This is a genomic window from Streptomyces sp. NBC_00647 (genome assembly GCF_045207245.1).
Taxonomy (GTDB): domain Bacteria; phylum Actinomycetota; class Actinomycetes; order Streptomycetales; family Streptomycetaceae; genus Streptomyces.
In genome coordinates, this window is the sequence record NZ_CP109040.1 from 1904415 (window position 1) to 1928746 (window position 24332).

The window sequence follows — 24332 nt, forward strand, 5'->3', positions numbered from 1 at the left end:
ACGGTAGCAGCCGGGGAGCTGCGGTCTAGACCAGACCGGACGGGCGGGGCGGGGCGGCCGGATCGGCGGGGCAGCGCGGTGCCACGCCCCGCGCCCGGTCGAGGGCTTCCGGGTGGTGGACGTATGCCGGAGTGCGTTCGACGGTCTCGAAGGTGCGGTGGAAGACCGGCGTGGCGCTGCCGGAGATCGGGGGCACGATCCAGGACCAGTCGGCGCCCACCGGGCGGCCCTTGCGCTCCTCGCGTCCCAGGTGCGTCAGGAAGCGCCGGGACTCGGTGTGATGGTCGGTGACGGTGACGCCCGCGCGGTCGAAGGAGTGCAGGACGGAGCGGTTGAGCTCGACGAGGGCGCGGTCCTTCCACAGGGAGCGGTCGGTGCTGGTGTCGAGCCCCAGTCGTTCGGCGATGAACGGCAGGAGGTCGTAGCGGTCGGTGTCGGCGAGGTTGCGGGCGCCGATCTCCGTGCCCATGTACCAGCCGTTGAAGGGCGCGGCCGGGTAGCAGACGCCGCCGATCTCCAGGCACATGTTGGCGAGCGCGGGAACCGCGTGCCAACGCAGGCCGAGCGCGTGCCACCAGGGGTGCTCGGGGTGCGTGAGCTCGACTTCGAGGACCGCGTCCTCGGGCAGCGCGAACCAGCGTGGCCCGGCGCCGGCGTCCTCGATCACCAGGGGCAGCACGTCGAAGGGGGTTCCCGGTCCGCCGGGCCAGCCGAGCCCGCGGGCGGCCGCGGTGAGGCCGACGTTGCGCGGGTCGCCGGTCACACCGCCGTCGGGGCCTGCGTAGCCCGCGTACCGGATGAGCTGTTCGTTCCAGATCCTGGGGCCGGGGCGCTGCGGCGTGTCCGGCGCGAAGACCGTGATGAGCGCCCGGATACGGCCGTCGCGCGTGGCCTCCCGCAGGTGGTCCGCGGACGCCTCGGCGACCTCCTCCGCGTCCCGCACGTCCCGGCGGTCGCGCACGCTCAGCGAGTGCCAGTACAGCCGGCCGATGCAGCGGTTGGCGTTGCGCCAGGCGACCCGCGCGCCGAAGACGAGTTCCCGCGTGGTGTGCCGGTACGTGCCCGTGTCCGCGATCTCCGCGCGGACGGCGGCGATCCGCCGGGCCGGATTCCCCAGCCGCTCCTCGATGTGGTGGAGCGTGATGAACTCGGCGGCGGCGCCGGGGAGGTCGCCGGGGCTCGCTTCCGGCGCGCGTGGGGGCGGGAGTGGGGCCGAGCCCGGTTCGTTCCGGGCAGGACCGGTCCGTCGGACGCCGGCCCGCGGGTCCGGCCCGTTCCGGCCGGTGTCCGGCGCGGGTCGGGTCAGGGCCTCGGCCGCGGCTCCCCCGGCGGTCAGCCGCCCCCCGAGTCCCGGGATCGGGGTGGCGCCCCGGTCGGTCCGTAACCGTGCCAGGGCGTCGACCTGCACGGAGAGGGCGCGGAGCTCCGCGGCGGCCTCCCCGAGGCGGGCGTCGGCCCCAGGCGCCGACAGGGACACGTCGTCCGCCCGGCGGGGCTCCGGGACCTCGTGCGGCGCACGCGACAGCCCAGGGTCCCCGTGGCGGTCGGCCGGGGCGTCGGGCGCGTACGGGTCGTGAGGCTCCGTGGCGTCCGTACGGCGGCCGTCACGAGCTTCGCGGCGGTACACCGGGCCGTCGGCGGCGGGCGCCGTCGCGAGGCCCTCCAGCGGGCGTCTGCGCCACCGTTCGGGATCTTCGCCGTCGTACGCGTCACCGTGCCGTATCCGGTCCAGCCAGCCGCCCGGGCCGACACCTCCGGGGGCCGGGTGCGCCGGGTGCGCGGCGTCGGTGGTGCGCTCTTCGTCCGTACTTCTGCGCGGGAAATCACGCATGTGCCGCCCCCAAGAGTTCCGCCCGCGGGCCGCTCCCGCCCGGTCCGCGGAGTCCGTGCGTCCGATAGCCGCGGAGTTACCCGGCGAGTGCGGTGATCCACCCTGTAGATGGCCGGTAAATCTGCCTCATTCCGGGCGTCCGTGTCCACAGACACAGGAATGCCATGGAGCGGAACGGACGGCGGTCCGACGCCCCGGGAAACGGCCCGAGGGGCCTCAGGCGGCGATGACCTGCGAGCCGCGCAGCGGTGTCGCCAGTTCGACGAGCGCCTGTTCCAGGCCGTGCAGGTGGACGAGCGCCTGCTCGGCACCGGGGTGGTGGCCCGGGGTGCCGTGGTGGGCCGTCAAAGCACCTCCCGGTACGGCGCCGACCAGCGACTCCATCGCCGTCTCGACGCGTCCGCAGGCCGCCGTGAGGCGGGCGTCGTGCGAGGCCTCGGGGTCGGCGGCGACAGCGGCGAGACCGCGCACCTCGCGCGCGCAGTCGTCGAGCAGGGCGAGGATCGCGCGGGCCCTCTCCTTGCGCTCACGCATCGGGTTGAGCGGATGCACCAGGGGCGCGAGAGCCATGCGTACGCGCCCCAGAAGTGCTTCGAGCTCCCCCGCGCGCGGCGCCGGGTCCGCCTGGGCGTCGCCCGCGAGGCGCCGGGCCGCCGCAGCGGTGCAGCCGTGCACCGCGTGCAGGGCGCGCTCGATCCACCGGTCGGTGACCGTGTGCGTGGTGATGGGCAGGACCAGCGCGACGGCGAGCGCGGCACCGAGCGCGCCGACGCCGGTCTCGGCGAGCCGGAGAGCCAGCAGTCCGGGGTGCAGCACGCCGAGCAGCCCGTAGAGCGAGCCCGCCATGACGGTGACGAAGAACATCATCCAGCTGTACGAGGGCGCTGCCGTGTAGAAGATCCCGAAGACACACACCGCGACGAGGACGGCGGTGGGCGCCGGGGCGCCGTGCAGCGGCACGGCGATCAGGAGCCCGGCGGCGATCCCGGTGACCGTGCCGAGCACGCGCCGGAAACCGCGGACCAGCGTCTCGCCGCGCGAGGCCGTGTTCACGAAGATCCACCACGCGGTGCCGACGGCCCAGTACCAGCGGTCGTGCGAGAGCAGCTGGCCCGCGGTGAGCGCGAAGGCGCAGGCCGCGGTCGCCTGGAAGGCCTGGCGGGTGGCGGGGCGCGCCAGCCCGCGTCCGTCCAGCGGCAGCGGCGCGGCGGGCAGGGGGCTGCGCCGCTCGATGCACCAGGCGCCGAATCGCACCACCGAGGACGCCACGAGCGACAGCGCGACGGCGGCGTAGAGCTGCGGGAGCTGGCCGGGCACCGCGTGCAGGAACTGGGTGGTGAAGAACATCATGAACGCGAAGATGCCGAGCGCGTGCCCGCGCGGTCCGAAGCGGCGGGCGTACACCCCGCAGAAGACCACGGCGAGCCAGGTCGCGTCCCGCAGTGTCGGCACCCCGTGCAGGGCCGTCGCGACCGCGAGGACCGGGAAGCCGGCCACCGGCAGGAGCGCGGTGGTTCCGGCCTGGCCGCGCACCGTCGGGTCGCCGACGGTGAACAGGGCGAGGAGCGCCGCGAGCCCGCCGGTGATCGACGCGGGGAGCGAGAGCCCGGCCAGTTCGCACAGGGTCACCGCCAGCCCGATACCGAGGACCGCCCGGAGCGAGACCCGCAGCCGGAACAGTCCCGGATCCGGAGCCATGAACATCTTCTTCACCGTCGGCGGCCCGCCCCCACTTCGCGTCTCAGATCAGGTTCGGCATGCGCAGCGCACATGCGAAAGGCGCCGCGGGTCCGGTACGGCGTCCTTGCCGTCCGGCGCTGCGCAGCGCCATCAATACGCACAAGGTAAGCGGGAGCCCGGAACTGGCTCAACCGGCACGATTCCAGCTGGGCCATTGGTACAGTTGGAGATGATCAATGTCGGCCACAGGGAGGCCAACGGACCATGGCCGTGGACGAGCTCGACACCCGCATCCTGAAGCTGCTCCTGGAGCAGCCGCGCACCAGCGTCCGCGAGTACGCCCGCATTCTCGGCGTCGCCCGCGGCACGCTCCAGGCCCGCCTCGACCGGCTGGAGCGGGACGGAGTGATCACCGGGACGGGCCCGTCGCTGTCGCCCGCGGCCCTGGGTCACCCCGTCCTCGCCTTCGTGCACATCGAGGTCACGCAGGGCCATCTGGACGATGTCGGCGACGCGCTGGCCGCCGTACCGGAGATCATCGAGGCGTTCTCGATCACCGGCGGGGGCGATCTGATCGCCCGGGTCGCGGCACGCGACAACGCCCACTTGGAGGATGTGATCCAGGCACTGATCAGCCTGCCCGGCGTGGTCCGCACCCGGACCGAGGTGACACTCCGCGAGCGCGTCCCGCACCGGTTGCTGCCGCTGGTGGAGTCGATCGGGCGGGCCGCGAAGAGCTGACCCCCGCCACCGCGGAACGTCCGGCGCCCGCGGGCACGTTCCGGAGCGCCGGTGACGACCGAGGTGAGCGCGGCTGTGCGGCTGTGCGGCTGTGCGGGATCTTCCCCGGGCATCCTTGACCGTATGAGCACCTTCGGCAGCACCTCGGTCATCTTCGACCTCGACGGAACGCTCGTGGACAGCGAACCGAACTACTTCGAAGCGGGACGCCGAACTCTCGCCGGGCAGGGCGTCACCGACTTCACCTGGGCCGAGCACGAGCGGTACGTCGGCATCAGCACCCAGGAGACGATCGCGCTCTGGAAGGAGCGCTACGGTCTGACGGCCCCGCTCGACACCCTGCTCGCCGAGAAGAACCGCCGCTATCTGGAGCTGGCCCGCGCCTCCACGCCGGTGTACCCGGAGATGCGGACGTTCGTGGAACTGCTGGCCGCCGCGGGCGTCCCGATGGCCGTGGCCTCCGGCTCCTCGCCCGAGGCCATCGACGCCATCCTCGCCGGCACGGGCCTCGCCCCGCGGTTCACGACCGTCGTCTCGGCCGACGAGGTGGCGCACGGCAAGCCGGCCCCCGACGTGTTCCTCGAGGCGGCGCGGCGGCTGGGCGCCGCCGCCGCGGACTGCGTGGTCCTGGAGGACGCCGCACCGGGCGCCGCCGCAGCACACGCCGCCGGCATGCGCTGCGTCGCCGTCCCCTATGTCGTCGCGCAGGCCGACGACCCCGCCTTCGCGCGGGCCGATCTGCTCCTGCGAGGCGGCCAGGCCGAGTTCACGGCACGCGCCGCGTACGACTGGCTTTCCAGGACCGTGTCCCCGACCTCCGGCGGCCGTGCCTGACGGGCCTGCCACGGCCGCGCCCGCCACGACCGACTCAACCGGCCGCCGCCGTCGGCGTTCCCGTCCGGTCGTGGTGGATCGGCGTCGCTGACCCGGTCAGCGGTGTCCCCGTTCCGCCGCGCGCGGCAGCGACGATCTCGGCCGCGATGGACAGGGCCGTCTCCTCGGGGGTACGGGCACCGAGGTCGAGGCCGATCGGGGAATGCAGCCGGGCCAACTCGGCCCCGGTGAGGCCTACTTCGCGCAGGCGTCGGTCGCGGTCCCGGTGGGTGCGGCGCGAGCCCATGGCGCCGACGAACGCGACCGGAAGCCGCAACGCCACCTCCAGCAGGGGGACATCGAACTTCGCGTCGTGCGTGAGCACGCACACCACGGTGCGGTGGTCGGTCCCGGTGCGCCGGAGGTAGCGGTGCGGCCAGTCGACCACGACCTCGTCCGCCTCCGGGAAGCGGTCGCGCGTGGCGAAGACGGGACGGGCGTCACAGACCGTCACGTGGTAGCCGAGGAACGTCCCCGTCCGCACCAGCGCCGCCGCGAAGTCCACCGCCCCGAACACGATCATCCGGGGCGGCGGCACGCTCGACTCGACGAACAGCGTCACCCCGCCCGGGCAGCGGGAACCGTCCTCCGCGATCTCGACCGTGCCGGTGCGCCCCGCGTCGAGCATCGCCCGCGCCTCCCCGGCCGCGCTCCGGTCCAGTTCCGCACCACCGCCCAGACCACCGTCGTACGACCCGTCGAGCCGCAACAGCATGGCCCCGCCCAGGAGTTCGGCCGGACCCCGGGTCACCCGGGCGAGTGCGACCGCGTCTCCCCGGGCCACCGCCGCGGGCCACTTCGCGAGCACCGGCACGGCGGCGCTCACCGGCGTGACCAGCACGTCGATGACCCCGCCGCAGGTGAGGCCGACCGCGAAGGCGTCGTCGTCGCTGTACCCGAACCGCTCCAGCACCGTCCTGCCGTCCTGGAGCGCCCGCACGCACAGGTCGTACACCGCGCCCTCCACGCAACCGCCGGAGACCGAGCCGACGGCCGTGCCCCCGGCGTCCACCGCGAGCGCGGCTCCGGGCCGGCGCGGCGCGCTGCCCCCGACGGCCACCACCGTGGCCACCGCGAAGTCCCGGCCCTCCTCGATCCACCGGTTCAGCTCGCGGGCGATGTCAAGCATGTCCGCCCGCACCCGCCGTCAGCACCCGGTCGGGCCGGATCGGCAGGGTCCGGTGGCGTACGCCGGTCGCGTGCCAGACCGCGTTGGCGATCGCGGCGGCCGCTCCCACGACCCCGATCTCGCCGATGCCCTTGATGCCGATCGGGTCGTGCGGGTCGGGGTCGTCCAGCCAGTCCACCTCGATCGCGGGTACGTCGGCGTGCGCGGAGAAGTGGTAGCCGGCCAGATCGGCGCCGACATGCCCGCCGGAGGCCTGGTCACGGATCGCCTCCTCGTGCAGGGCCATGGACAGCCCCCAGGTCATGCCGCCGATGAACTGCCCGCGCGCGGTCAGCGGGTTGACGATCCGGCCCGCCGAGAAGATGCCGAGCATCCGCCGCACGCGCACCTCCCCGCTGGTGACGTCGACCGCCGCCTCGGCGAACTGGGCCCCGAAGGTGTGCCGTTCCATGTTCGCAAGCGCGCCCACGGCGGCCGAGGTGTCCGACCGCACGGTGATGCCCTCGGGCGGGACGGCCACGCCCGGAACCAGCCGGTCCCGCAGTTCGCGCGCCGCGGCGATGATCGCCCAGGACCAGGAGCGGGTGCCCATCGAGCCACCGGCGATGATGGCGGACCCGAACTCGCTGTCCCCGATGCGCATCCGGACGCGGTCCGGTGGCACGTCCAACGCGTCGGCGGCGACCAGGGTCAGCGCGGTCCGCGCACCCGTCCCGATGTCCATCGCGGTGACCCGTACGGTGAAGGTGCCGTCCGCCTCCGCCGTCACGGCCGCCGTCGAGGGGGCCGACAGGGTCGGGAACGCCGCCGCGGCCGTGCCGGTGCCGAGCAGCCAGCGGCCCTCGCGGCGAACACCGGGCCGCGGATCGCGGTCCGCCCAGCCGAACCGGCGGGCGCCCTCCTCGAAGCAGCCACGGAGATTGCGGCTGCTGAACGGCAGTCCGGACAGGGGACCCACGGCCGGTTCGTTGCGCAGGCGCAGGGCGATCGGGTCGATGCCGCACTTCTCGGCGAGTTCGTCGAGCGCCGACTCCAGGGCGAACGACCCCGGCGCCTCGCCCGGCGCACGCATCCACGTCGGAGTCGGAACGTCGAGCGCGACCACCCGGGTCACGGTGCGGTGGGCGTTCGCGTCGTACAGCGGACGTCCGAAGTCGGCGGCGCGCTCGACGAATTCGTGCACGGTCGAGGTGAGGCACTCCGCCTCGTGATCGAGCACGCGCAGCCGCCCGTCGGGGTCGGCACCCAGCCTGACGCGCTGCGCCGTGGGGCTGCGGTAGCCGACGAGCGAGAACATCTGCCGGCGGGTCAGTACGACGCGGACCGGGCGGCGCAGGACCGACGCAGCCATGACCGCGAGCACCGCGTGCGGGCGGGTCCCCTTGGACCCGAAGCCGCCACCGATGTGCTCGGAGCGCACGCGCACCGACTCCGGGTCGAGCGAGAACAGCTTGGCCAGTTCGTCCGCCACCCACCTGCTGCCCTGGTTGGAGTCGATCACGTCGACCCGACCGCCGTCCCAGCGAGCGGTCGCGGCGTGCGGTTCCATCGGGTTGTGGTGCTCTTCGGGGGTGCTGTACCGGGCGTCCACCACGACCGCGGACGCGGCGAGTTCGGCCGCGGCGTCGCCCTTGCCCTCCTCGGCGCTGTCCGGTGTGTACAACCCGGGACGCCCGGCGAAGAACGCGACGTCGTGCGGCTCCTCGTCGTACCGGACGACCAGCGCCTCGGCCGCTTCCCTGGCCTGCTCGGGCGTCTCGGCGACGACGAGCGCCACCGGCCTGCCGACGAAGGGCACCCGGTCGTGCTGAAGGAGCTGAAGCCCCGGGTCGGGCGGACCGAACAGGGTCATGTAGTTGCTCTCGAGCCGGGGCGCGTTCCCGTGGTGCAGAACGGCGAGCACACCGGGCATGGCGAGCACGGGCGTGTCCTCCACGGACCGGATACGGCCGCGCGCGATCGTGGACAACACGATCCATCCGTGCGCGAGTTCGGGGTGGGGAACCTCTCCGGCGTAGCGTGCCGCTCCGGTGACCTTGGCGACGCCCTCCACCCGTGTGCGCGCCGTGCCGACCGCCTTCGTCACCGTCACGCTGTCGGTGGTGGTGCTCATCGCGAGGCCTCCTCTGCGAGTTCGGACAGCACGGCGACGACGAGGTTCCGCATCAGCTGGACCTTGTAGCCGTTGTGCGGCAGCGGTTCCGCGGCCGCCAGTTCGGCGTCCGCGGCGGCGGCGAAGGCCTCGGCACTCACCGGGCCGCCGAGCAGGGCCCGCTCCGCCTCCCGGGCCCGCCACGGCCGGGACGCCACGGCCCCGAAGGCCAGCCGCACGTCGTGGACGACACCGTGCCGGACTTCGAGAGCGGCGGCGATCGAGCCGATGGCGAAGGCGTACGAGGCGCGCTCGCGCACCTTCCGGTAGCGGGACCGGGCGGCGAGGGGGGCGGCCGGAAGGGTGACGGCGGTGATCAGGGCCCCGGGCGGCAGCGCGGTCTCCCGGTCCGGGGTGTCACCGACGGGCCGATAGAGGTCGGCCAGCGGCAACTCACCTGTACCGGAGGCCGTTTCGTACGAGACGACCGCGTCGAACGCGATGAGCGCGACCGCCATGTCGGAGGGGTGGGTCGCCACGCAGTGTGCGGAGGCGCCGAGGATCGCGTGGTTGTGGTGCTCACCGGCGACGGCCGGGCAACCGCTCCCGGGCTCCCTCTTGTTGCACGGCTTCGACAGGTCGGTGAAGTAGCCGCACCGGGTGCGCTGGAGCAGATTCCCGCCGACCGTCGCCATGTTGCGCAGCTGCCCCGAGGCGCCCGCCAGCACGGCCTGCGCCAACGCCGGGTAATGACGGCGCACTTCGGGATGGGCGGCGAGGTCGCCGTTGGTGACGGTCGCTCCGATCCGCAGCCCGGTCGCCGGAGTGAAGTCGATCCGGTCCAGGGGCAGTTCACGGACGTCGACCAGCCTGGCCGGTCGCTCCACCCCGGCCTTCATCAGGTCGACGAGGTTGGTGCCGCCACCGAGGAAGCACGCGTCGGGGTCGTCGGCGAGCAGGGCGACCGCGCCGGAGACGTCGACGGCGCGCTCATAGCCGAACTCCCTCATGCGACGCGCTCCTCGATGACCTCGGCCTGCGGCTCGACGGCGCTCTCCGCCTGCGCCTCGGCGGCCCGCGCGACGGCCTCGACGATCGACACGTAGGCACCGCAGCGGCAGAGGTTGCCGCTCATGCGCTCCCGGATCTCCTCGGCGTCGAGCGACGGTGGCCCCGCTTCCGGCCGGACGTCGGGGGTCACGGCGCTCGGCCAGCCGGCCGCGTGCTCCGCGATCACCCCGAGGGCCGAACAGATCTGCCCCGGAGTGCAGTAGCCGCACTGATAGCCGTCGAGTTCGAGGAAAGCCTGCTGCACCGGATGCAGGCGCTCCCCGTCCGCCACGCCTTCGATGGTGGTGATCGCCCGCCCTTCGGCGGCCACGGCGAGCTGCAGGCAGGACACCGCCCGGCGCCCGTCGATCAGCACCGTACAGGCACCGCATTGCCCCTGGTCGCAGCCCTTCTTGGTGCCGGTGAGATCGAGGCGCTCGCGCAGGGCGTCGAGCAGGGTGGTGCGGTGGTCGACCCGCAGCGTGTACTTCTCGCCGTTGATCTGCAAGGTGATGGCGCTGGACGTCGGTGGGGCCGTCGATAGGGCCATGGTCAGCCTTCTTTCGCGTGGTGGGCGCACATCGAAGTCGCCTGTGCGGTGCGCGCGTCGAGCCGCTTGTGCGGTGCGCGTCGAAGTCGTCGAGGAGAGATCCGGACTCGTACGGGAGCGTCGAGGGCGTGAGGGAAATCGAGAGGTCTCGGCCGGAAATCCACCGGGTGCGCGAGAATGCCGGTCGGCGACAGGTTCCGGCCATCCGCGCGGGGCGGGCCAGCCACTAAAGTGGGCTCCAAGCGGACAGCTGTCCACTATCGACGAACCTAGCGGACAGCTGTCCGGTTAGCAAGGGCGGTCCGGCCGTGGCCCCGGGAGGATTCCGGCCGTCGTTCCGGAAGGAGTACGCGTGCACCCCAGCAAGGACGCACCGGCGGGCTCGGGCACGCCCGCACGTCCGGACGGCCCCCTGCGCTCGGACGCGCAGCGCAACCGCGAGCGCATCCTGGCCGTGGCCCTGGCGGAGCTGACCCGTTCGGCGGACACACCGCTGAGCGCGATCGCGAAGAAGGCGGGGGTCGGACAGGGGACCTTCTACCGCAACTTCCCCCATCGCGAGGCCCTCGTCCTGGAGGTCTACCGCTACGAGGTGCAGCAGGTCGCCGACACGGCGCCGCACCTGCTCGCCACCCGCGCACCGGATCAGGCGCTGCGGGAGTGGATGGACCGGCTCGCGCAGTACGCCATGGCCAAGGCGGGCCTGGCCGAGGCGCTGCGGACGGCCACCAGCACGCCGCGGGGCACGCTCACGAAGCTGGGACACGGGCCGATGAGTTCGGCCGTCGCGCTCCTGCTCAGGGCCAACGAGGAGGCGGGCACCATCCGGCCCGGGGTGACCCCCGACGACTTCTTGCTGGCCATCGCCGGGCTCTGGCAGCTCGACCCGCACGGCGACTGGCAGGGGCGTGCCCGGCGCCTGCTGGACCTGGTGATGGACGGCCTGCGCGTGGGCGCCCCCGGACCGGGCACCCCCGCGCAGGAGACCGGACCGGGCACCCCCGCAGAGGAGAACTGAGCCTGCTCACGCGGGGGCGGGTTCACGGGCCGGACGCGGGCCGCCCCCGTGACGGTCAGCGACGGACCAGCCGGGCGTGCGTGGCGCTCGGCGATCCGACCAGCTCGGCGACCCGGTAGCCGTCGATGCCGTCACCGAGGTTGTCGAACAGGCGCTCACCCCGGCCCAGGAGGGTCGGGACGATGGCCAGGTGCAGTTCGTCGATCAGGCCGGCCCGCAGATACTGCTGCACGGTGGCCGCTCCGCCGCCGACCCGGACGTCCTGGCCCGCCGCCGCCTCGAAAGCACGGGCGAGGACCCGCTCGGGGGACTCGTCGGTGAAGTGGAAGGCCGTTCCGCCCTCCATGACGACCGAGGGCCGCAGGTGGTGCGTCCGCACGAACACGTCATGGTGGAAGGGGGGATTGGGGCCCCACCAGCCCGTCCACGACTCGTCCTCCCACGGTCCGCGCTGGGGTCCGAACATGTTGCGGCCCATGATCGTGGAGCCGATGTTCTCCTCGCTGCGCTCCACGTACTCGACATCGATTCCCCCCTTCCCGTCGGCCCGGTCGCGCAGGGCCGCGAACATCCAATCGTGCATGTCCCCGAAGCCCTCACCGAGCGGGTGTTCCAGACACTGACGGGGACCGGCCGCGTAGCCGTCCACCGAGACCGTGATGTTGTGTGCGCGCAGCTCGGGCATGACCGTGCTCCTCGGGTCCGTGGTTTGCGTTCTCACCCATGCGTCGAACGGGACACTCCTGGATCGACAGCTTCTCCCGGGATCCCCGGAATCCCGGGCGTGACCGCATCCGACGTCGGCAGCCGGGCCCGAGCGGCGCGGGTTCGCACGGGTGCGGCCCGGCACCGTCAGCGAGCCGCCGAAGGAGGCGGCAGGCGCAGTTCGGCGAGGTCCGGGGGGATCGGGGTGTCGGGGCGGAAGAAGGGCGCGGGCTCGCCGTCGACGGCCGCCGCGGGAGCGTCGGTGAGGCGGAAGCGGTCGCGGAGCCGGCCGTAGAAGTCGGTGGGCCCCAGCCGGATGAGGCACACCCGCTGCGGAGCCCGGAAGACACCGATCCAGTCGCCGGGGTCGAGCACTCCACGCAGCTGGCCGTCGATGCTGACGGCGGCCTGACCGGAGTGGGGCAGCACCCGCAGGGCGACGGGCTCGTCCGGTGCGGCGACCACGCTGCGGTTGAAGGTCATGTGCGGCGCGATCGGCGTGAAGACGACGGCGTCCATGTGCGGGGACAGCACGGGACCGCCGGCGGCGAAGCTGTAGGCGGTCGATCCGGTGGGGGTCGCGACGGCGAAGGCGTCGGCCGAGTACGAGGCGAGCCGCCGTCCGGCGAGATAGACGCCGACGCCGACCTGGCGGTCCCGGGCCAGCTTCTCCAGGACGATGTCGTTCAGAGCCGTCACGTCCAGGGCCACCCCCCAGCCGTCCCCCTCCGTCGTCTCGGCTCTGACCTGCGGCGGCGGCAGCCCGGCACCCCGTCCGTACTGGAGCAGGGCCTCCATGCCCCCGGGGATCTCCAGGGCCCGGGAGGCGCGCATGGTCAGCGTCATGCGCTCCTCGACGGTGGCCTGTCCGTCGTGGACCGCCTGCAGCGCCCGCGTGACGTCGGCCGCCGGTACCTCGGTGAGGAACCCGACCTTGCCGAGGTCGACGCCCAGCACGTTCGCGCCGCTCTTGACGGCGATCCGGGCACCGCGCAGGAAGGTGCCGTCGCCGCCGAGCGTGACGACGAGGTCCGGGTTGCCGGCCGCCTCCGCTTCCTCACGCCCACCACGACGCCGCTGGTCCTTGGCCCAGACGTCGATCTCGGTGCACCGGATGTCGCGCGCGTCGCACCAGGCGTGTACGGCGCGAGCGACGTCGCGGGCCGCGCTCCGCCCCTGGTGGACGACCAGTCCGACGCGGTGTACGGGCACAGCAACCTCCGGGTCCACGCGAGCACGTACCGCAGGCCCGGGGCCTTCGACGGGCGGACCGTGGCGGCCCCTGCCGGAACTCGGACCCGGGACTGAACACGATCCTTCCACGAATGCGGCGTTCCGGTACGGCGAGGCGGGCCGGCCCGCCCTGCCGGGATCGGATGGGGAGCCCCGCCGGGCGAGGCGGTGGCCGGCGTACCTCTGGCGCGTACGTCGCGTCCGGCCCCGGAGCGGGCCGGCGGGGCGTGCCACCGTTGGGCTCCAACTCCGCCCAAGGGGCGGCGACTTCGCCGTTTCCCCGATCATGGCGACGAGTTGCCCGGAGACTCGCTCCGGCCACCCGTGCCGCCCGGACGGATTCCGGCCGTGTCATCATCGACCGGATGCGCCAACATCCTTACGGCCAGGGCGAGTTCAGACACCGGTCATGGGCGCGCGCCCGGGCCGGAGCTCTCCCGCGGACCGAGCAATTTCGGACACTTGGGCATCTCGCCGAACGCTGAACGACTATCGTCTCGAATTGACGTCTCCTGAGCGACCGATAAGGCTCGGAGATCCCGTCATGGCCGCTTTCATCCACTTTGTGAAATAATCCGACAGGCCCCATGAAAGGTTCCTTTCGTGATCAACAGCAATCACGGGACTGATTACGAGAGCATCCGGCTCGATCGCAGCGGCCAGGCCGAAGCCTTCGACGCCATCGGTGACCGCTACGACGAGGCCTTTCCCCACAAGGAGGGCCAGGTCGCCGCGGGTGAGTGGCTGATCGGATCGCTGTCCGAAGGATCGCGGGTCCTGGATCTCGGCTGCGGCACGGGCGTGCCGACCGCGCGCCAGATGACGGACGCCGGGTTCGAGGTCGTGGGCGTCGACCTCTCCGGCGGCATGGTGACACTCGCGAGCCAATACGTCCCGGACGCGACGTTCCACCAGCTGGACCTCGCCGACCTGCGGCCGGGAGGCCCGCGCGACCTCGGCCGCTTCGATGCCGTCGCCGCCTTCTTCTCGCTGCTGATGCTGCCGCGCGCGGAGATTCCTCTCGCCCTGCGGACCGTCCGTCATCTGCTCGCTCCCGAAGGCCTGTTCGTCCTCTCGATGGTCGAGGCCGATGTGGACGACTTCTCGATCCCGTTCCTCGGGAACACGATCAGGGTCTCCGGCTACCTGCGGGAGGACCTGCACAAGGTCATCGAGGCGGCGGGCTTCGAGATCGTCAAGGAGACCTCGTACACGTACGCCCCCGCGGTGGCCGACGTCCCGCCCGAGGAACAGGTCTTCCTCTGCTGCAGAAGGTGTGACTGAGGAGGCCCGGTCCGAGCCGCGGACCGCGCCACCCACTGGACGGGACAGAACGTGTGACCGAGCACCACACCCCCCACGAGGACAACCCGCCGCAGGGCCTCGCCGCACCTGCCGCGGTGACCGACGGCGCCCTGCCGCAGACGGACCGTCTTCGGTACCTCGATGTCGCGACGCGCCGGATCGCCCGCGGGATGGACCTGGACGAGACGCTCCGGGAACTGCGGCAGGCGGCCGTGCCCGCGTTCGCGGACGCGATATTCATCCACCTCGACGATCCGCTGCCGTTGGGCACGGAGCAGTCGGCGGCACCCATCGTCCTCCAGCTGCACAGCGCGGACCGCGCGTCCCCGCCGGCGCCGCACCCCGCCGGGGCTCCGCCCGTGCCACCGCTCCCCGAGGTCGCCGAGCGGGTCGAACCGGCCGGCAGCGGCCGGCTCGCGCACCTGCTGCGGGACGGGCGGCCCGCGTTCGGTGACGCGCCGGGCAACGCGCCCGCCGTCGCCGAGCTGCTCGGAGCGGGGACGGACCCACCGGTGAAGCCGCCACCGGGCCACCGCATGATCATCGCTCCGTTGCAGGGCCGCCATCACGTCATGGGCACGGTCGTCCTGCTCCGCAGGACGAACCGCCCCGTCTTCACCCGCGACGACCTGCTCGTCGCCTCGCAGCTCGCGACGCACACCGCGCTCGGGGTCCAGAAGGCCGTGATGTACGGCCACGAGGCAGCCGTGGCGGACACCCTCCAGCACACCATGCTCCCGTCGTCGCTGCCCGAGCCCACCGGCATCCGGCTGGCCAGCCGCTACCTGCCCGCCTCGAAGACCGCCCAGGTCGGCGGCGACTGGTACGACGCGATCCCGCTCCCCGGCAACCGCGTCGCCCTGATCGTCGGCGACGTCATGGGCCACTCGATGACCTCCGCCGCGATCATGGGCCAGCTGCGCACCATCGTGCAGACCCTCGCCGGACTCGATCTGCCGCCCGACGAGGTCCTGCACCACCTCGACGAGCAGGCCCAGCGGCTGGGCAGCGACCACATCGCGACCTGCCTCTACGCGATCTACGACCCGATATCGCACCGCCTGCTGATGGCGAACGCGGGTCACCCGCCCGCGGTGCTGCTGTACGAGGACGGCCGCGCCGAGGTCCTGGCCGTCCCGCCCGGTGCTCCGATCGGCGTCGGCGGCGTCGTCTTCGAATCGGTGGAGATGGCCGCTCCCACCGGGGCGACCCTGGTGCTCTACACCGACGGACTCGTCGAGTCCCGTGACACGGACATCGGAAGCGGTGTCGAGGCGCTGCGGGTCCGGCTGCAGGGCACCGCCCGGGGGCTCACCTCCCTGGAAATGCTGTGCGATCACGTACTGGGCACCCTGACCCCGGGCGCCCGGGACGACGACATCGCCCTGCTCACCGCCCGGTTCGAGGGCTTCCCGCCCGACAGCGTCGGGTACTGGTACCTCGCCCCGCACCCGATGACCGCGGGACAGGCGCGCCGGCTGACCCGCAGGGCCCTGCGCCGCTGGGGCCTCGAGTCGCTGATCGACCCGACGGAACTCATGGTCAGCGAGGTCGTGACGAACGCCGTGCGCTTCGCCTCGCGGCCCCTCTCGCTGCGGCTGCTGCGCACCGATGTGCTGCGCTGCGAGGTGACCGACGACTCGCCCCAGGTCCCCCGGATGCGCCACGCCGACCTCGGGGACGAGGGCGGCCGTGGCCTGTTCCTGGTCAATCAACTCGCCCTGCGCTGGGGAGCGACGAGGCTCAGCAGCGGCAAGGTCGTCTGGTTCGAGCAGAAGATCCCGGCGAAGTAGCCGCACTGAGCCACCGGCGGCCGGTGGGGGCCGCCTCTCCCCCGCTCGGCGTGCCCGGTGGCCCGTACGACAGCCGGTGTCAGTGCGGCCGGTAGGCCCTGGGGAGGCGCATGCCGCGGTCGGCCATGATCTGCCGTACCCGGTCGGGGTAGTCGGTGATGATGCCGTCGACGCCCATGTCCATGAGCGCCTCGACGGTGGCCGGGTCGTCACACGTCCAGGGGACGACCTTCAGACCTCGGGCATGAGCCTCGGAGATCATCGACGCGTCCGGATAGAAACGGAAGCCCGGGTCGCCGACCTTCCCGCTCTGCGGGAAACCGTAGTTGGGCGAGAGGGCCCTGACGCCGGGAACGGTGGCGGCGGCTTTCACGAAGTCGCCGTCGTAGTCGTCCGCGTCGATCCCGCCCAGCCACGGCGAGGCACCCGGCTGACCGACCTGGAGGAAGTCGTAGTTGGTCAGGGCCACGAGCGGCCACTTGGGAGCGAGCCGGTGCATCTCCTTGAGCGCACCCCAGTCGAAGGACTGGATCGTGACCTGACGCTCGATGCCCGAGGCGTGGATCTCCTCGTACACCCGGCGCACGAACAGCGCGCGCGGCGCCGTCTGTTGGGGTGCGCCGGCCTCGACCTTCGTCTCGATGTTGAGGGTGATCTTCCTGGCCCGGTAGCTCTTGACCAGGTTCAGGACGTCCTTGAGCTCGACCATCCTGAAGCCCTTGACGACCTCCTGCTCGGGGAAGCCGGGCAATTGCCGGTAGCCGCAGTCCATCGTCCTGATCTGAGCCAGGGTCAGATCCTTGATGTACTTCCCGACGTACGGGTACATCGGGTCCCCCGGCGTGACGGGAGCGGTGTCCTGGCACTTCTGGGCACTGACCTGCCGGTCGTGGTTGACGACGACCTTGTGGTCCTTGGTGATCTGGGTGTCCAGCTCCAGGGTGGAGACCCCGAGGCGCATCGCCTTGCCGAACCCGGCCAGGGACTCCTCGGTCGTCAGACCGATGCCACCACGGTGCGCCTGCAGATCGAAGGAGGTTCTGTGGGGCGGCACTCCGGAGCGGTCGGCCGGTGTCGCCCGAGCGATCGCCGGCGAGGCGAGCATCGGAACCAGGGCCAGGGAGACGAGGAAACGCCGAGGGGACATCAAAACCTCACTCGTGTCGGTACGCGTGTCGGTACCCGCGTTGGTACTCGTGTCGGTTCGGGTGCCCGGCGGATGCTAATGCGCTGTCCCGTGACAGCCGAGGGATGGGACGTGATGCGTCTGCCGGCCCTGGGAGAACCGGCGGGATCCGGCCGTTCGACCGCCCGCTACCGTCCGCCGTTCCTCTCGCGCAGCCAGCTCTCGAACTCGACGGCGACGATCCGCTCGTCGTGCACCCCGGCCGCGTCGTCGGACGCCAGCCAGACGATCGGAGGGCCCATCACCGCGGGCTCCAGGAACGCCCGGTCCCCGGGCACCGCCTCCGGCGGCAGCATCCCTGTGACGGTCGCGCCTCCGGGGAGCAGCAGGTTGACCGTGACGCCGGTGTCCCGCAGGTCGGCGGCCATGATCCGGGACAGGGACTCGCTGCCGGCCCGCGATGGCCCGTAGGGGACGAACCCGGCCCGGCACATCGTCGATTCGCTCACCGCGACATTCACGACGCGCCCGCCCCCGGGGGCTGCCAGCATCCGCGGCACGACCTCGCGGGCGACCAGGAAGTAGCCGGTCAGGTTGGTCTCGACCACGGCACGGAAGCCGTCGACCGGTACCTCCCAGAAGCCCTGCGGGCGTGTCATGAAGTGCGGGTCGACCGTGCGCATGCCGATCCCGGCGTTGTTCACCAGCATGTCGATGCCGCCGAGCCGTGCCTCCGCCCGGTCGATCGCCCTGGCCACCGAGGTCTCGTCCCGCACGTCCAACTCGATGCCGATCGCTCCCGGCAGTCCGCCGGCGACCGACTCCGCCCGCCGGCCGGATCGCCCGGTCAGCGCCACCGCCGCCCCGGCCTCGGCCAGAGCGGAGGCCATGGCCAGTCCCAGCCCGCTCGTCCCGCCGGTCACCAGCACTTTCATGGGGCTCCTCCCGCTTCGGGAACGACCGGCCCGCGACACCGAGCCGGTCTCCTCAGCAGCGTCGACACGCCGATCACCGTGACGCTAGGGCGTGAAGCACACTCGAAGTCAAACGGCGGCGCTGTCGTCGCTCCCCACGTAGTGGCGCCCTCGCCGAGTCGGTCCCTCCCGCACGTCCCCCGGGTGTGCTCGGAGCCGGAGCGAAAACGCGTCGACAGAACCCGTCCCGCCCGCCAAAGTGGCCTCCCATGACGAGCAGCGAGCTGTGGACCCGTGCGACCGCCGACCGCTACGACGCCGAGGAGAGCGAGAACTCCTCGCCCGCCGCTCTCGGACCGGCTCTCGCCTTCCTCGCCGAACTCGCCGGAGACGGCAGGGCACTCGAGTTCGCGATCGGAACCGGACGCGTCGGCGTCCCGCTGCGGGAACGCGGCGTGCCGGTGGCGGGCATCGAACTGTCCGAGCACATGGCGGCGGTCCTGCGGCGCAAGCTGGACGAGGACACACTCCCGGTCGTCATCGGGGACATGGCCACGACCGTCGTCCCCGGCGAGTTCACCTTGGTCTATCTCGTCTACAACACGATCACGAACCTGCTCACGCAGGACGAACAGGTCGAGTGCTTCCGCAACGCGGCGCGCCATCTGACGCCTGGCGGCCGGTTCGTCATCGAACTGGGTGTTCCGCCACTGCGGTTCCTGCCTCCCGGTCAGGTCGCGGTGCCCTTCGACGTCTCGGAAGGGCACCTCGGCTTCGACACCTTCGACCTGGTGGAGCAGATCCTCGTCTCGCACCACCTGACCCGCGACGGCGACGACGGCCGCTATCGCCGCGACGCCTCCCGGCACCGGTACGCGTGGCCGGCCGAACTCGACCTGATGGCACGGATCGCGGGGCTCGAACCGGAACGGCGCGTGGCGGACTGGGACGGGGCGCCGTTCACCCAGGACTCCGCGAAGCACATCTCCGTGTGGCGCAAGCCGGGCTGAGGGTGGCCCAAGTCCGCCCGAGGCCGGGAAGGGCCTCGCGGCCCGGAAGGGCCCCGCGGTCCCGGCCATGCCCGGGCTACCCGAGGAACGACAAGCGGACCTCACGGTGGGGGTTGTCCCGGTTCGTGTCCACGAGGCACACCGACTGCCACGTCCCCAGCTCCAGGCTCCCGTCGACCACCGGCAGCGTCGCGTGCGGCGGGACGATGGCGGGGAGGACATGGTCACGGCCGTGACCGGGGCTGCCGTGACGGTGCTGCCAGCGGTCGTCCGCGGGGAGCAGGGAGTGCAGCGCGGTGAGGAGGTCGTCGTCGCTGCCCGCGCCCGTTTCGATGATGGCGATTCCGGCGGTGGCGTGGGGTACGAAGACGTTCAGGAGACCGTCACGGCCCGCCGCGACCTCGCGGAGGAAGGCCTCGCAGTCTCGGGTGAGGTCGACGACCGCCTCCGACGAACCGGAGGAGATGTTCAGGACGTGCGTGGTGAAGGCATCGGACATGCCTCAATCCTCTCCCATACGACGGATTCCGCACGTGATCCAGGGCGCTGCGCGGAGGGATGCGGGACCCCCTGCACCTCACGGGTCCCGCGCGCGAAGCAGGGCCGGTCCTGACCGGAGGTGACAGTGACGGCGGGGTCGGCCGGCCGCGGGCGGCCACCAGGCGTGGGACCGTCGGGTGGCTCACAGTCGGGCGCCCGGCGGGAAGATCCCGGAGACCGGTCCGGTTGGTAGAAGGGTGAACGACACAGGGGTACGCGCGCGTGAGGTCGATGTGGTCGTCATCGGCGCCGGACAGGCCGGGCTGGCCGCCGCCTTTCACCTGCGGCGCACCGGCTTCGAGCCCGGACGGGACTTCGTCGTCCTCGACCACGCGCCGCGCCCGGGCGGCGCCTGGCAGTTCCGCTGGCCGTCGCTGACGTACGGCAAGGTGCACGGGATGCACGCTCTGCCCGGTATGGAACTCACGGACGCCGACCCGGCCCGTCCGTCGTCCGAGGTCGTCTCGGAGTACTTCGACGCCTACGAGCGCGCCTTCGACCTGCGCGTACGCAGGCCGGTCGATGTCAGGGCCGTCCGGGAGGGACCCGACGGGCGCCTGCTGGTGGAGACCGGCGACGTCACGTGGTCGACCCGGTCTCTGATCAACGCGACGGGCACCTGGGACCGCCCGTTCTGGCCCCGCTATCCGGGCCAGGAGACCTTCCGCGGGCGGCAGTTGCACACGGCGCAGTATCCGGGCCCCGAGGAGTTCGCCGGGCAGCGCGTGGTCGTCGTGGGCGGCGGCGCTTCCGGCACCCAGCATCTGATGGAGATCGCCTCCCACGCCGCCACGACCACCTGGGTCACGCGGAGCGCCCCGGTCTTCCGTGAGGGCCCCTTCACCGAGGAGTTCGGCCGCGCCGCGGTCGCGCTCGTCGAGGAGCGGGTCCGCCAGGGACTTCCGCCCCGGAGCGTCGTGTCGGTCACCGGGCTGCCGCTGAACGACGCGATCCGGCAGGCGCTGGCCGACGGAGTACTGGAGCGGCGGCCGATGTTCGACCGGATCACCCCGGACGGCGTGGTGTGGGCGGACGGGCAGCGGGTGGACGCCGACGTGATCCTGTGGGCGACCGGTTTCCGGGCCGCCATCGACCATCTGGCGCCGCTGCGGCTGCGCGAGCGGGGTGGCGGCATCCGCGTCGAGGGGACACGCGTGGTCGCCGATCCGCGGATCCACCTGGTGGGCTACGGACCGTCGGCGAGCACCATCGGCGCCAACCGGGCCGGACGTGCCGCCGTCCGGGACATCAGGCGGCTGCTGGCGGGCGCGCCGGTCGCCGCGTGATGCCCCGCGCGGTGCCCACCGGTGACGCCCCGCACAGTGCTCGACGCGCGGTGCTCAACGCGTGGGAGAGACCGCGGTGGGAGCAGCTGCCGTGGGAGGAACCGCGGTGGGAGCAGCCGCGGTGGACGCGGCCGACGTGGGAGCGGCTGTGGCGGAATCGCCCGCCGTGGGGGACGCGCCACGGTGGTTCCGGTTGAACTCGGCGACGTTGCGCTGGTGCTCCTCGTAGCTGGCCGTGAAGCGCGTGTCGCCCGGCTTGACCGTGACGAAGTACAGCCAGTCGCCCGGGGGCGGGTTGATCGCGACACGCATCGCCTCCTCGCCGGGGTTGGCGATCGGTGTCGGCGGCAGGCCCATGCGCTGGTACGAGTTGTAGGGGCTGTTGATCCTCGTGTCGGCCTGGCTGGTGCTCAGGGTGGAGCGGTTCAGCGCGTAGTTGATGGTGGAGTCCATCTGCAACGGCATACCGCGCTCCAGGCGGTTGAACACGACCCGGGCCACCTTGCCCATGTCCGCCTTGGTCGCCGCCTCCGCCTGCACGATGCTCGCGATGGTGACCGCCTGATAGACGTTCATCGCGTTGCGCTGCGCGCCCGCCGCGATCGGCGCTCCGTTGAACTTCTTGTTCGCGGTGGTGACCATGAACGTCAGGAGCGATTCCGGGGTCGTCTTCTCCCCGAGCGGATACGTCGCCGGGAAGAGATAGCCCTCGGGGTTGCCCCGGGCGTCGTTCGGGAGCTTGAGGGCGGCCTTGACGAGGGACTTCTTGGTGGTGCCCGCGGGCACCCGGAGGGCCTTGTCGACGGCCGCGTAGACCTGGCCGGAGCGCCAGCCCTCCGGAATGACGAGCGACGTCGGGGGCGCGTCCTCGTTTCCCATGCTCAGCAGCGGCACCGCCACGGCGGTGGCCGCCACGACGGCTCCGGTCGCGATGAGGGCGACCCGGCCCCGGCGCGTCAGTCGAATCGTGCTCGGTGGCGGAGTGTTCATCTGCATAACGGGCACGGTAACCCGCTAAAGCCCACAAACCCGGCATATCGTCATCTTGTCGGCTCCAGTTGGGCGTCCCGGTGCACCAGGGCGGCGTAGCGCCCCTCCTGCGCCAGCAGTTCCTCGTGCGTGCCGCGCTCGACCGCGCGGCCCGAGTCGAGGACCACGATCTGGTCGGCGCCCCGGATCGTGGACAGCCGGTGCGCGATGGTGAGCGTGGTGCGGTTGGCCGACAGAGCGTCGATGGCCTCCTGGACCGCGTGCTCCGTGCGGGTGTCCAGGGCACTGGTCGCCTCGTCGAGGATGAGCACGGGCGGGTCGCGCAGGATCGTCCGGGCGATGGCGAGGCGCTGCTTCTCGCCGCCGGAGAACCGGTGGCCGCGCTCGCCGACGACCGTGTCGTACCCGTCGGGCAGCGAGGTGATGTGGTCGTGGATCTGGGCCGCCCGCGCCGCCGCGTGCAGCTCCTCGTCGGTGGCGTCCGGCTTGGCGAAGCGCAGGTTCTCGGCGACCGAGGCGTGGAAGAGGTACGTCTCCTGGGAGACGACGCCGACCGCGCGCGCGAGGGTGTCGAAGTCGAGGTCGCGGACGTCGACCCCGTCGAGGGTCACGCGCCCGCCCGTGACGTCGTACAGCCGCGGCACCAGATAGCTGAGTGTGGACTTGCCGGAGCCGGTCGGTCCGACGACGGCGAGGCTGCCGCCGGCCGGGACGGTGATGTCGATGCCGTCGAGGATCGGGGCACCCTTGTCGTCGTAACGGAACTCGACGTCCTCGAAGCGGATCTCGCCCTTGACCTGGTCGAGGTGGACGGGGCTCTCGGGCTCGGTGATGTCGATGGGCAGGTCGAGGTACTCGAAGATGCGCTGGAACAGCGCGAGCGAGGTCTGGATCTGCACACCGGTGGACAGCAGGCTGACCGTCGGCCGGAACAGGCCCTGCTGGAGCGAGACGAAGGCGACGAGCGTGCCGATCGAGATCGAGGGGCCGCCGAACTGGAGGGCGACTCCCGCGGTCCAGTAGATGACGGCGGGCATGGCGGCCATGACGATGCCGATGACGGACATGCGCCAGCGTCCCGCCATGTTCGACCTCACCTCGAGGTCGACGAGGCCCTCGGACTCCTCCGCGAACGACTTCGTGAGCGAGTCGGCCCGCCCCATGGTGCGCCCGAGCAGGATGCCGCTGACGGAGAGCGATTCGGTGACGGTGGCGGCCATCGCCGCCATCTGCTTCTGGCGCTGAGTGGTGATCTTCCTGCGTTCGTTGCCGACCCGGCGGCTGATCCACACGAACACCGGCAGCAGGAGCAGGGAGACGACGGTCAGGCGCCAGTCCAGGGCGACCATCGCGACGATCGTGGCGACCACGCTGGTGAGGTTGGAGACCAGCGAGGTGGCGGTGGAGGTGACGGTCGCCTGCATGCCGCCGATGTCGTTGGCGATGCGCGACTGGACCTCGCCCGTGCGCGTCCTGGTGAAGAAGGCCAGCGACATGCGCTGGAGGCGGCCGTAGACCGCTGTGCGCAGATCGTGCATCACGCGCTGGCCGACGGTCGTGGAGATCAGCGTCTGCAGGACGCCGAAGACGCCGCTCAGGACGGCGCTCAGGATCATGCCGAGGGCGAGCAGGGTCAGCAGACCCGTACGGCCTTGGGGGATCGCGGTGTCCAGGATCGCCTTCAGCAGGAAGGGCGTGGCGACGGACACGAGGGACGCGGCGCCCACCAGCAGGCCGACGATCGCGAGGCGGCCGCGGTAGGGCCGGAAGAGACTCAGGATGCGGCGCACCTGTCGTGGCTGTTCCTTGTCGACAGGTGGCGGGCTCCAGCTTGACTGGTCGGGACGCAATGGACTCCTAGGGAAATGGGACCACGGGGACATCAGAGAGGTTCCGACGGCTGACGGAGCCTAGCTCATTGTTACCTATACTCACAATGAACGGCATCCTGATATTGTTCCCGCATGACCACCCCCGATGCCGACGGTCTGCTCGCCGAGCAGCTGCTGCGCCTGACGCGCCGCGTGCACCGCATCCAGAAGCGCCATCTGGAGCAGCGCGAGCTGGGCATCACACCCGCCCAGTCACGGCTGTTGCGCACGCTCGCGCACTACAGCTCACCGCCTCGCATGGCCGATCTCGCGGAGCGCCTCGAAGTGGTACCGCGCGCCGTGACGACGCTGGTCGACGGCCTGGAGGCGAGCGGCAGGGTGCGCCGGGCGCCCGACCCCACCAACCGCCGGGTGATCCGTATCGAGGTCACGGACGAGGGACGCAAGGCTCTGCGCGAACTGCGCGCCGCGCGCCGCGGCGCCGCGGAGGAGATCCTGGCTCCATTGACGGACGAGCAGCGCGAGGTGCTCGGCGGGCTGCTGGACACCTTGGTGGACGGCATGCCGAGGGTGGAACACCGTTGCTGAGACGCTTCAGGACGGAACTCCGCCGCTGAGACCGCCCGGGGGCGGA

The 24332-nt window shown here is 72.0% G+C and carries 21 protein-coding genes; 8 read left to right on the forward strand and 13 right to left on the reverse strand.

Annotation, left to right across the window (positions count from 1 at the left end; translation table 11 throughout):
* Positions 1 to 25: 25 nt before the first annotated feature.
* Positions 26 to 1144 carry a nitric oxide synthase oxygenase gene (locus tag OG788_RS08330; RefSeq protein ID WP_406376705.1) on the reverse strand — a complete coding sequence of 373 codons (1119 nt, stop codon included), beginning with the start codon at positions 1142 to 1144 and terminating at the stop codon, positions 26 to 28.
* A gap of 903 nt (positions 1145 to 2047) precedes the next feature.
* On the reverse strand, positions 2048 to 3535 hold the full coding sequence (locus OG788_RS08335) for an FUSC family protein (protein WP_406369836.1): 1488 nt from the start codon (positions 3533 to 3535) through the stop codon (positions 2048 to 2050).
* Between the two features lie 240 nt (positions 3536 to 3775).
* Between OG788_RS08335 and OG788_RS08340 the strand changes: the two genes are divergently transcribed.
* Both OG788_RS08340 and OG788_RS08345 read left to right on the forward strand, forming a co-directional pair.
* Positions 3776 to 4252, forward strand: coding sequence for an Lrp/AsnC family transcriptional regulator (locus tag OG788_RS08340; protein ID WP_406369838.1), 477 nt, complete (start codon positions 3776 to 3778; stop codon positions 4250 to 4252).
* 123 nt (positions 4253 to 4375) lie between these two features.
* The gene (locus tag OG788_RS08345) at positions 4376 to 5086 is read left to right on the forward strand and encodes an HAD family hydrolase (protein WP_406369840.1); all 711 of its coding nucleotides are present in this window, start codon (positions 4376 to 4378) and stop codon (positions 5084 to 5086) included.
* Between the two features lie 34 nt (positions 5087 to 5120).
* Here OG788_RS08345 and OG788_RS08350 read toward each other — a convergent pair whose 3' ends face one another.
* From OG788_RS08350 to OG788_RS08365, 4 genes are read right to left on the reverse strand one after another with little or no spacing between them, the layout of a single operon-like run.
* The gene (locus OG788_RS08350) at positions 5121 to 6254 is read right to left on the reverse strand and encodes an XdhC family protein (RefSeq protein WP_406369842.1); all 1134 of its coding nucleotides are present in this window, start codon (positions 6252 to 6254) and stop codon (positions 5121 to 5123) included.
* Entirely contained in the window at positions 6247 to 8367 is a 2121-nt protein-coding gene (locus tag OG788_RS08355) for a xanthine dehydrogenase family protein molybdopterin-binding subunit (RefSeq protein ID WP_406369844.1), read from the reverse strand. Before OG788_RS08355 ends, OG788_RS08350 begins: the two co-directional genes overlap by 8 nt.
* Complete coding sequence (locus tag OG788_RS08360) at positions 8364 to 9356, reverse strand: FAD binding domain-containing protein (protein ID WP_406369846.1); 993 nt, start codon at positions 9354 to 9356, stop codon at positions 8364 to 8366. The genes OG788_RS08355 and OG788_RS08360 overlap by 4 nt, the downstream gene beginning before the upstream one ends.
* Positions 9353 to 9946, reverse strand: a complete 594-nt coding sequence (locus tag OG788_RS08365) for a 2Fe-2S iron-sulfur cluster-binding protein (protein WP_406369847.1) — start codon at positions 9944 to 9946, stop codon at positions 9353 to 9355. Before OG788_RS08365 ends, OG788_RS08360 begins: the two co-directional genes overlap by 4 nt.
* Before the next feature lie 352 nt (positions 9947 to 10298).
* Here OG788_RS08365 and OG788_RS08370 point away from each other — a divergent pair, with 352 nt between their 5' ends.
* Positions 10299 to 10964 carry a TetR/AcrR family transcriptional regulator gene (locus OG788_RS08370; RefSeq protein ID WP_406369849.1) on the forward strand — a complete coding sequence of 222 codons (666 nt, stop codon included), beginning with the start codon at positions 10299 to 10301 and terminating at the stop codon, positions 10962 to 10964.
* Positions 10965 to 11019: 55 nt separating this feature from the next.
* Here OG788_RS08370 and OG788_RS08375 read toward each other — a convergent pair whose 3' ends face one another.
* Both OG788_RS08375 and OG788_RS08380 read right to left on the reverse strand, forming a co-directional pair.
* Positions 11020 to 11649 carry a dihydrofolate reductase family protein gene (locus OG788_RS08375; protein ID WP_406369850.1) on the reverse strand — a complete coding sequence of 210 codons (630 nt, stop codon included), beginning with the start codon at positions 11647 to 11649 and terminating at the stop codon, positions 11020 to 11022.
* A gap of 167 nt (positions 11650 to 11816) precedes the next feature.
* On the reverse strand, positions 11817 to 12881 hold the full coding sequence (locus OG788_RS08380) for an NAD(+)/NADH kinase (protein WP_406369852.1): 1065 nt from the start codon (positions 12879 to 12881) through the stop codon (positions 11817 to 11819).
* A 624-nt stretch (positions 12882 to 13505) separates the two neighbouring features.
* Here OG788_RS08380 and OG788_RS08385 point away from each other — a divergent pair.
* Together OG788_RS08385 and OG788_RS08390 are read left to right on the forward strand one after the other, a co-directional pair.
* Complete coding sequence (locus tag OG788_RS08385; protein WP_406369853.1) at positions 13506 to 14186, forward strand: class I SAM-dependent DNA methyltransferase; 681 nt, start codon at positions 13506 to 13508, stop codon at positions 14184 to 14186.
* A gap of 191 nt (positions 14187 to 14377) precedes the next feature.
* The gene (locus OG788_RS08390; protein ID WP_406376706.1) at positions 14378 to 16000 is read left to right on the forward strand and encodes a SpoIIE family protein phosphatase; all 1623 of its coding nucleotides are present in this window, start codon (positions 14378 to 14380) and stop codon (positions 15998 to 16000) included.
* A gap of 79 nt (positions 16001 to 16079) precedes the next feature.
* Here the strand turns inward: OG788_RS08390 and OG788_RS08395 are convergent, their stop codons facing one another.
* Together OG788_RS08395 and OG788_RS08400 are read right to left on the reverse strand one after the other, a co-directional pair.
* Positions 16080 to 17147 carry a glycerophosphodiester phosphodiesterase family protein gene (locus OG788_RS08395; RefSeq protein ID WP_406369855.1) on the reverse strand — a complete coding sequence of 356 codons (1068 nt, stop codon included), beginning with the start codon at positions 17145 to 17147 and terminating at the stop codon, positions 16080 to 16082.
* Between the two features lie 167 nt (positions 17148 to 17314).
* Positions 17315 to 18061, reverse strand: coding sequence for an SDR family oxidoreductase (locus OG788_RS08400; RefSeq protein ID WP_406369857.1), 747 nt, complete (start codon positions 18059 to 18061; stop codon positions 17315 to 17317).
* 248 nt (positions 18062 to 18309) lie between these two features.
* Between OG788_RS08400 and OG788_RS08405 the strand changes: the two genes are divergently transcribed.
* Positions 18310 to 19050, forward strand: coding sequence for a class I SAM-dependent methyltransferase (locus tag OG788_RS08405; protein ID WP_356748422.1), 741 nt, complete (start codon positions 18310 to 18312; stop codon positions 19048 to 19050).
* A gap of 76 nt (positions 19051 to 19126) precedes the next feature.
* Here OG788_RS08405 and OG788_RS08410 read toward each other — a convergent pair whose 3' ends face one another.
* On the reverse strand, positions 19127 to 19549 hold the full coding sequence (locus tag OG788_RS08410) for a secondary thiamine-phosphate synthase enzyme YjbQ (protein WP_351535297.1): 423 nt from the start codon (positions 19547 to 19549) through the stop codon (positions 19127 to 19129).
* Between the two features lie 238 nt (positions 19550 to 19787).
* Here OG788_RS08410 and OG788_RS08415 point away from each other — a divergent pair, with 238 nt between their 5' ends.
* The gene (locus OG788_RS08415; protein WP_406369859.1) at positions 19788 to 20876 is read left to right on the forward strand and encodes an NAD(P)-binding domain-containing protein; all 1089 of its coding nucleotides are present in this window, start codon (positions 19788 to 19790) and stop codon (positions 20874 to 20876) included.
* Positions 20877 to 20930: 54 nt separating this feature from the next.
* On the opposite strand, the gene mltG is transcribed toward OG788_RS08415, so the two are convergent.
* Positions 20931 to 21872 (reverse strand): endolytic transglycosylase MltG, encoded by a 942-nt coding sequence (mltG, locus tag OG788_RS08420; RefSeq protein WP_406369861.1) that lies wholly within the window; start codon positions 21870 to 21872, stop codon positions 20931 to 20933.
* 44 nt (positions 21873 to 21916) lie between these two features.
* Complete coding sequence (locus OG788_RS08425) at positions 21917 to 23716, reverse strand: ABC transporter ATP-binding protein (RefSeq protein ID WP_406369863.1); 1800 nt, start codon at positions 23714 to 23716, stop codon at positions 21917 to 21919.
* A 114-nt stretch (positions 23717 to 23830) separates the two neighbouring features.
* On the opposite strand from OG788_RS08425, the gene OG788_RS08430 reads away from it, so the two are divergent.
* Entirely contained in the window at positions 23831 to 24286 is a 456-nt protein-coding gene (locus tag OG788_RS08430; RefSeq protein WP_406369865.1) for a MarR family winged helix-turn-helix transcriptional regulator, read from the forward strand.
* Positions 24287 to 24332: the final 46 nt, after the last annotated feature.

Excerpts from the sequence above, each read along its gene's own strand:
- OG788_RS08400 (WP_406369857.1), bottom strand. The coding sequence starts at position 18,061 with ATGAAAGTGCTGGTGACCGGCGGGACGAGCGGGCTGGGACTGGCCATG.
- OG788_RS08365 (WP_406369847.1), bottom strand. The coding sequence starts at position 9,946 with ATGGCCCTATCGACGGCCCCACCGACGTCCAGCGCCATCACCTTGCAG.
- OG788_RS08335 (WP_406369836.1), bottom strand. The coding sequence starts at position 3,535 with ATGTTCATGGCTCCGGATCCGGGACTGTTCCGGCTGCGGGTCTCGCTC.
- OG788_RS08375 (WP_406369850.1), bottom strand. The coding sequence starts at position 11,649 with ATGCCCGAGCTGCGCGCACACAACATCACGGTCTCGGTGGACGGCTAC.
- OG788_RS08430 (WP_406369865.1), top strand. The coding sequence starts at position 23,831 with ATGACCACCCCCGATGCCGACGGTCTGCTCGCCGAGCAGCTGCTGCGC.
- OG788_RS08350 (WP_406369842.1), bottom strand. The coding sequence starts at position 6,254 with ATGCTTGACATCGCCCGCGAGCTGAACCGGTGGATCGAGGAGGGCCGG.
- OG788_RS08410 (WP_351535297.1), bottom strand. The coding sequence starts at position 19,549 with ATGTCCGATGCCTTCACCACGCACGTCCTGAACATCTCCTCCGGTTCG.
- OG788_RS08395 (WP_406369855.1), bottom strand. The coding sequence starts at position 17,147 with ATGTCCCCTCGGCGTTTCCTCGTCTCCCTGGCCCTGGTTCCGATGCTC.
- OG788_RS08390 (WP_406376706.1), top strand. The coding sequence starts at position 14,378 with ATGGACCTGGACGAGACGCTCCGGGAACTGCGGCAGGCGGCCGTGCCC.
- OG788_RS08355 (WP_406369844.1), bottom strand. The coding sequence starts at position 8,367 with ATGAGCACCACCACCGACAGCGTGACGGTGACGAAGGCGGTCGGCACG.
- OG788_RS08345 (WP_406369840.1), top strand. The coding sequence starts at position 4,376 with ATGAGCACCTTCGGCAGCACCTCGGTCATCTTCGACCTCGACGGAACG.
- OG788_RS08340 (WP_406369838.1), top strand. The coding sequence starts at position 3,776 with ATGGCCGTGGACGAGCTCGACACCCGCATCCTGAAGCTGCTCCTGGAG.
- OG788_RS08360 (WP_406369846.1), bottom strand. The coding sequence starts at position 9,356 with ATGAGGGAGTTCGGCTATGAGCGCGCCGTCGACGTCTCCGGCGCGGTC.
- mltG (WP_406369861.1), bottom strand. The coding sequence starts at position 21,872 with ATGCAGATGAACACTCCGCCACCGAGCACGATTCGACTGACGCGCCGG.
- OG788_RS08405 (WP_356748422.1), top strand. The coding sequence starts at position 18,310 with ATGACGAGCAGCGAGCTGTGGACCCGTGCGACCGCCGACCGCTACGAC.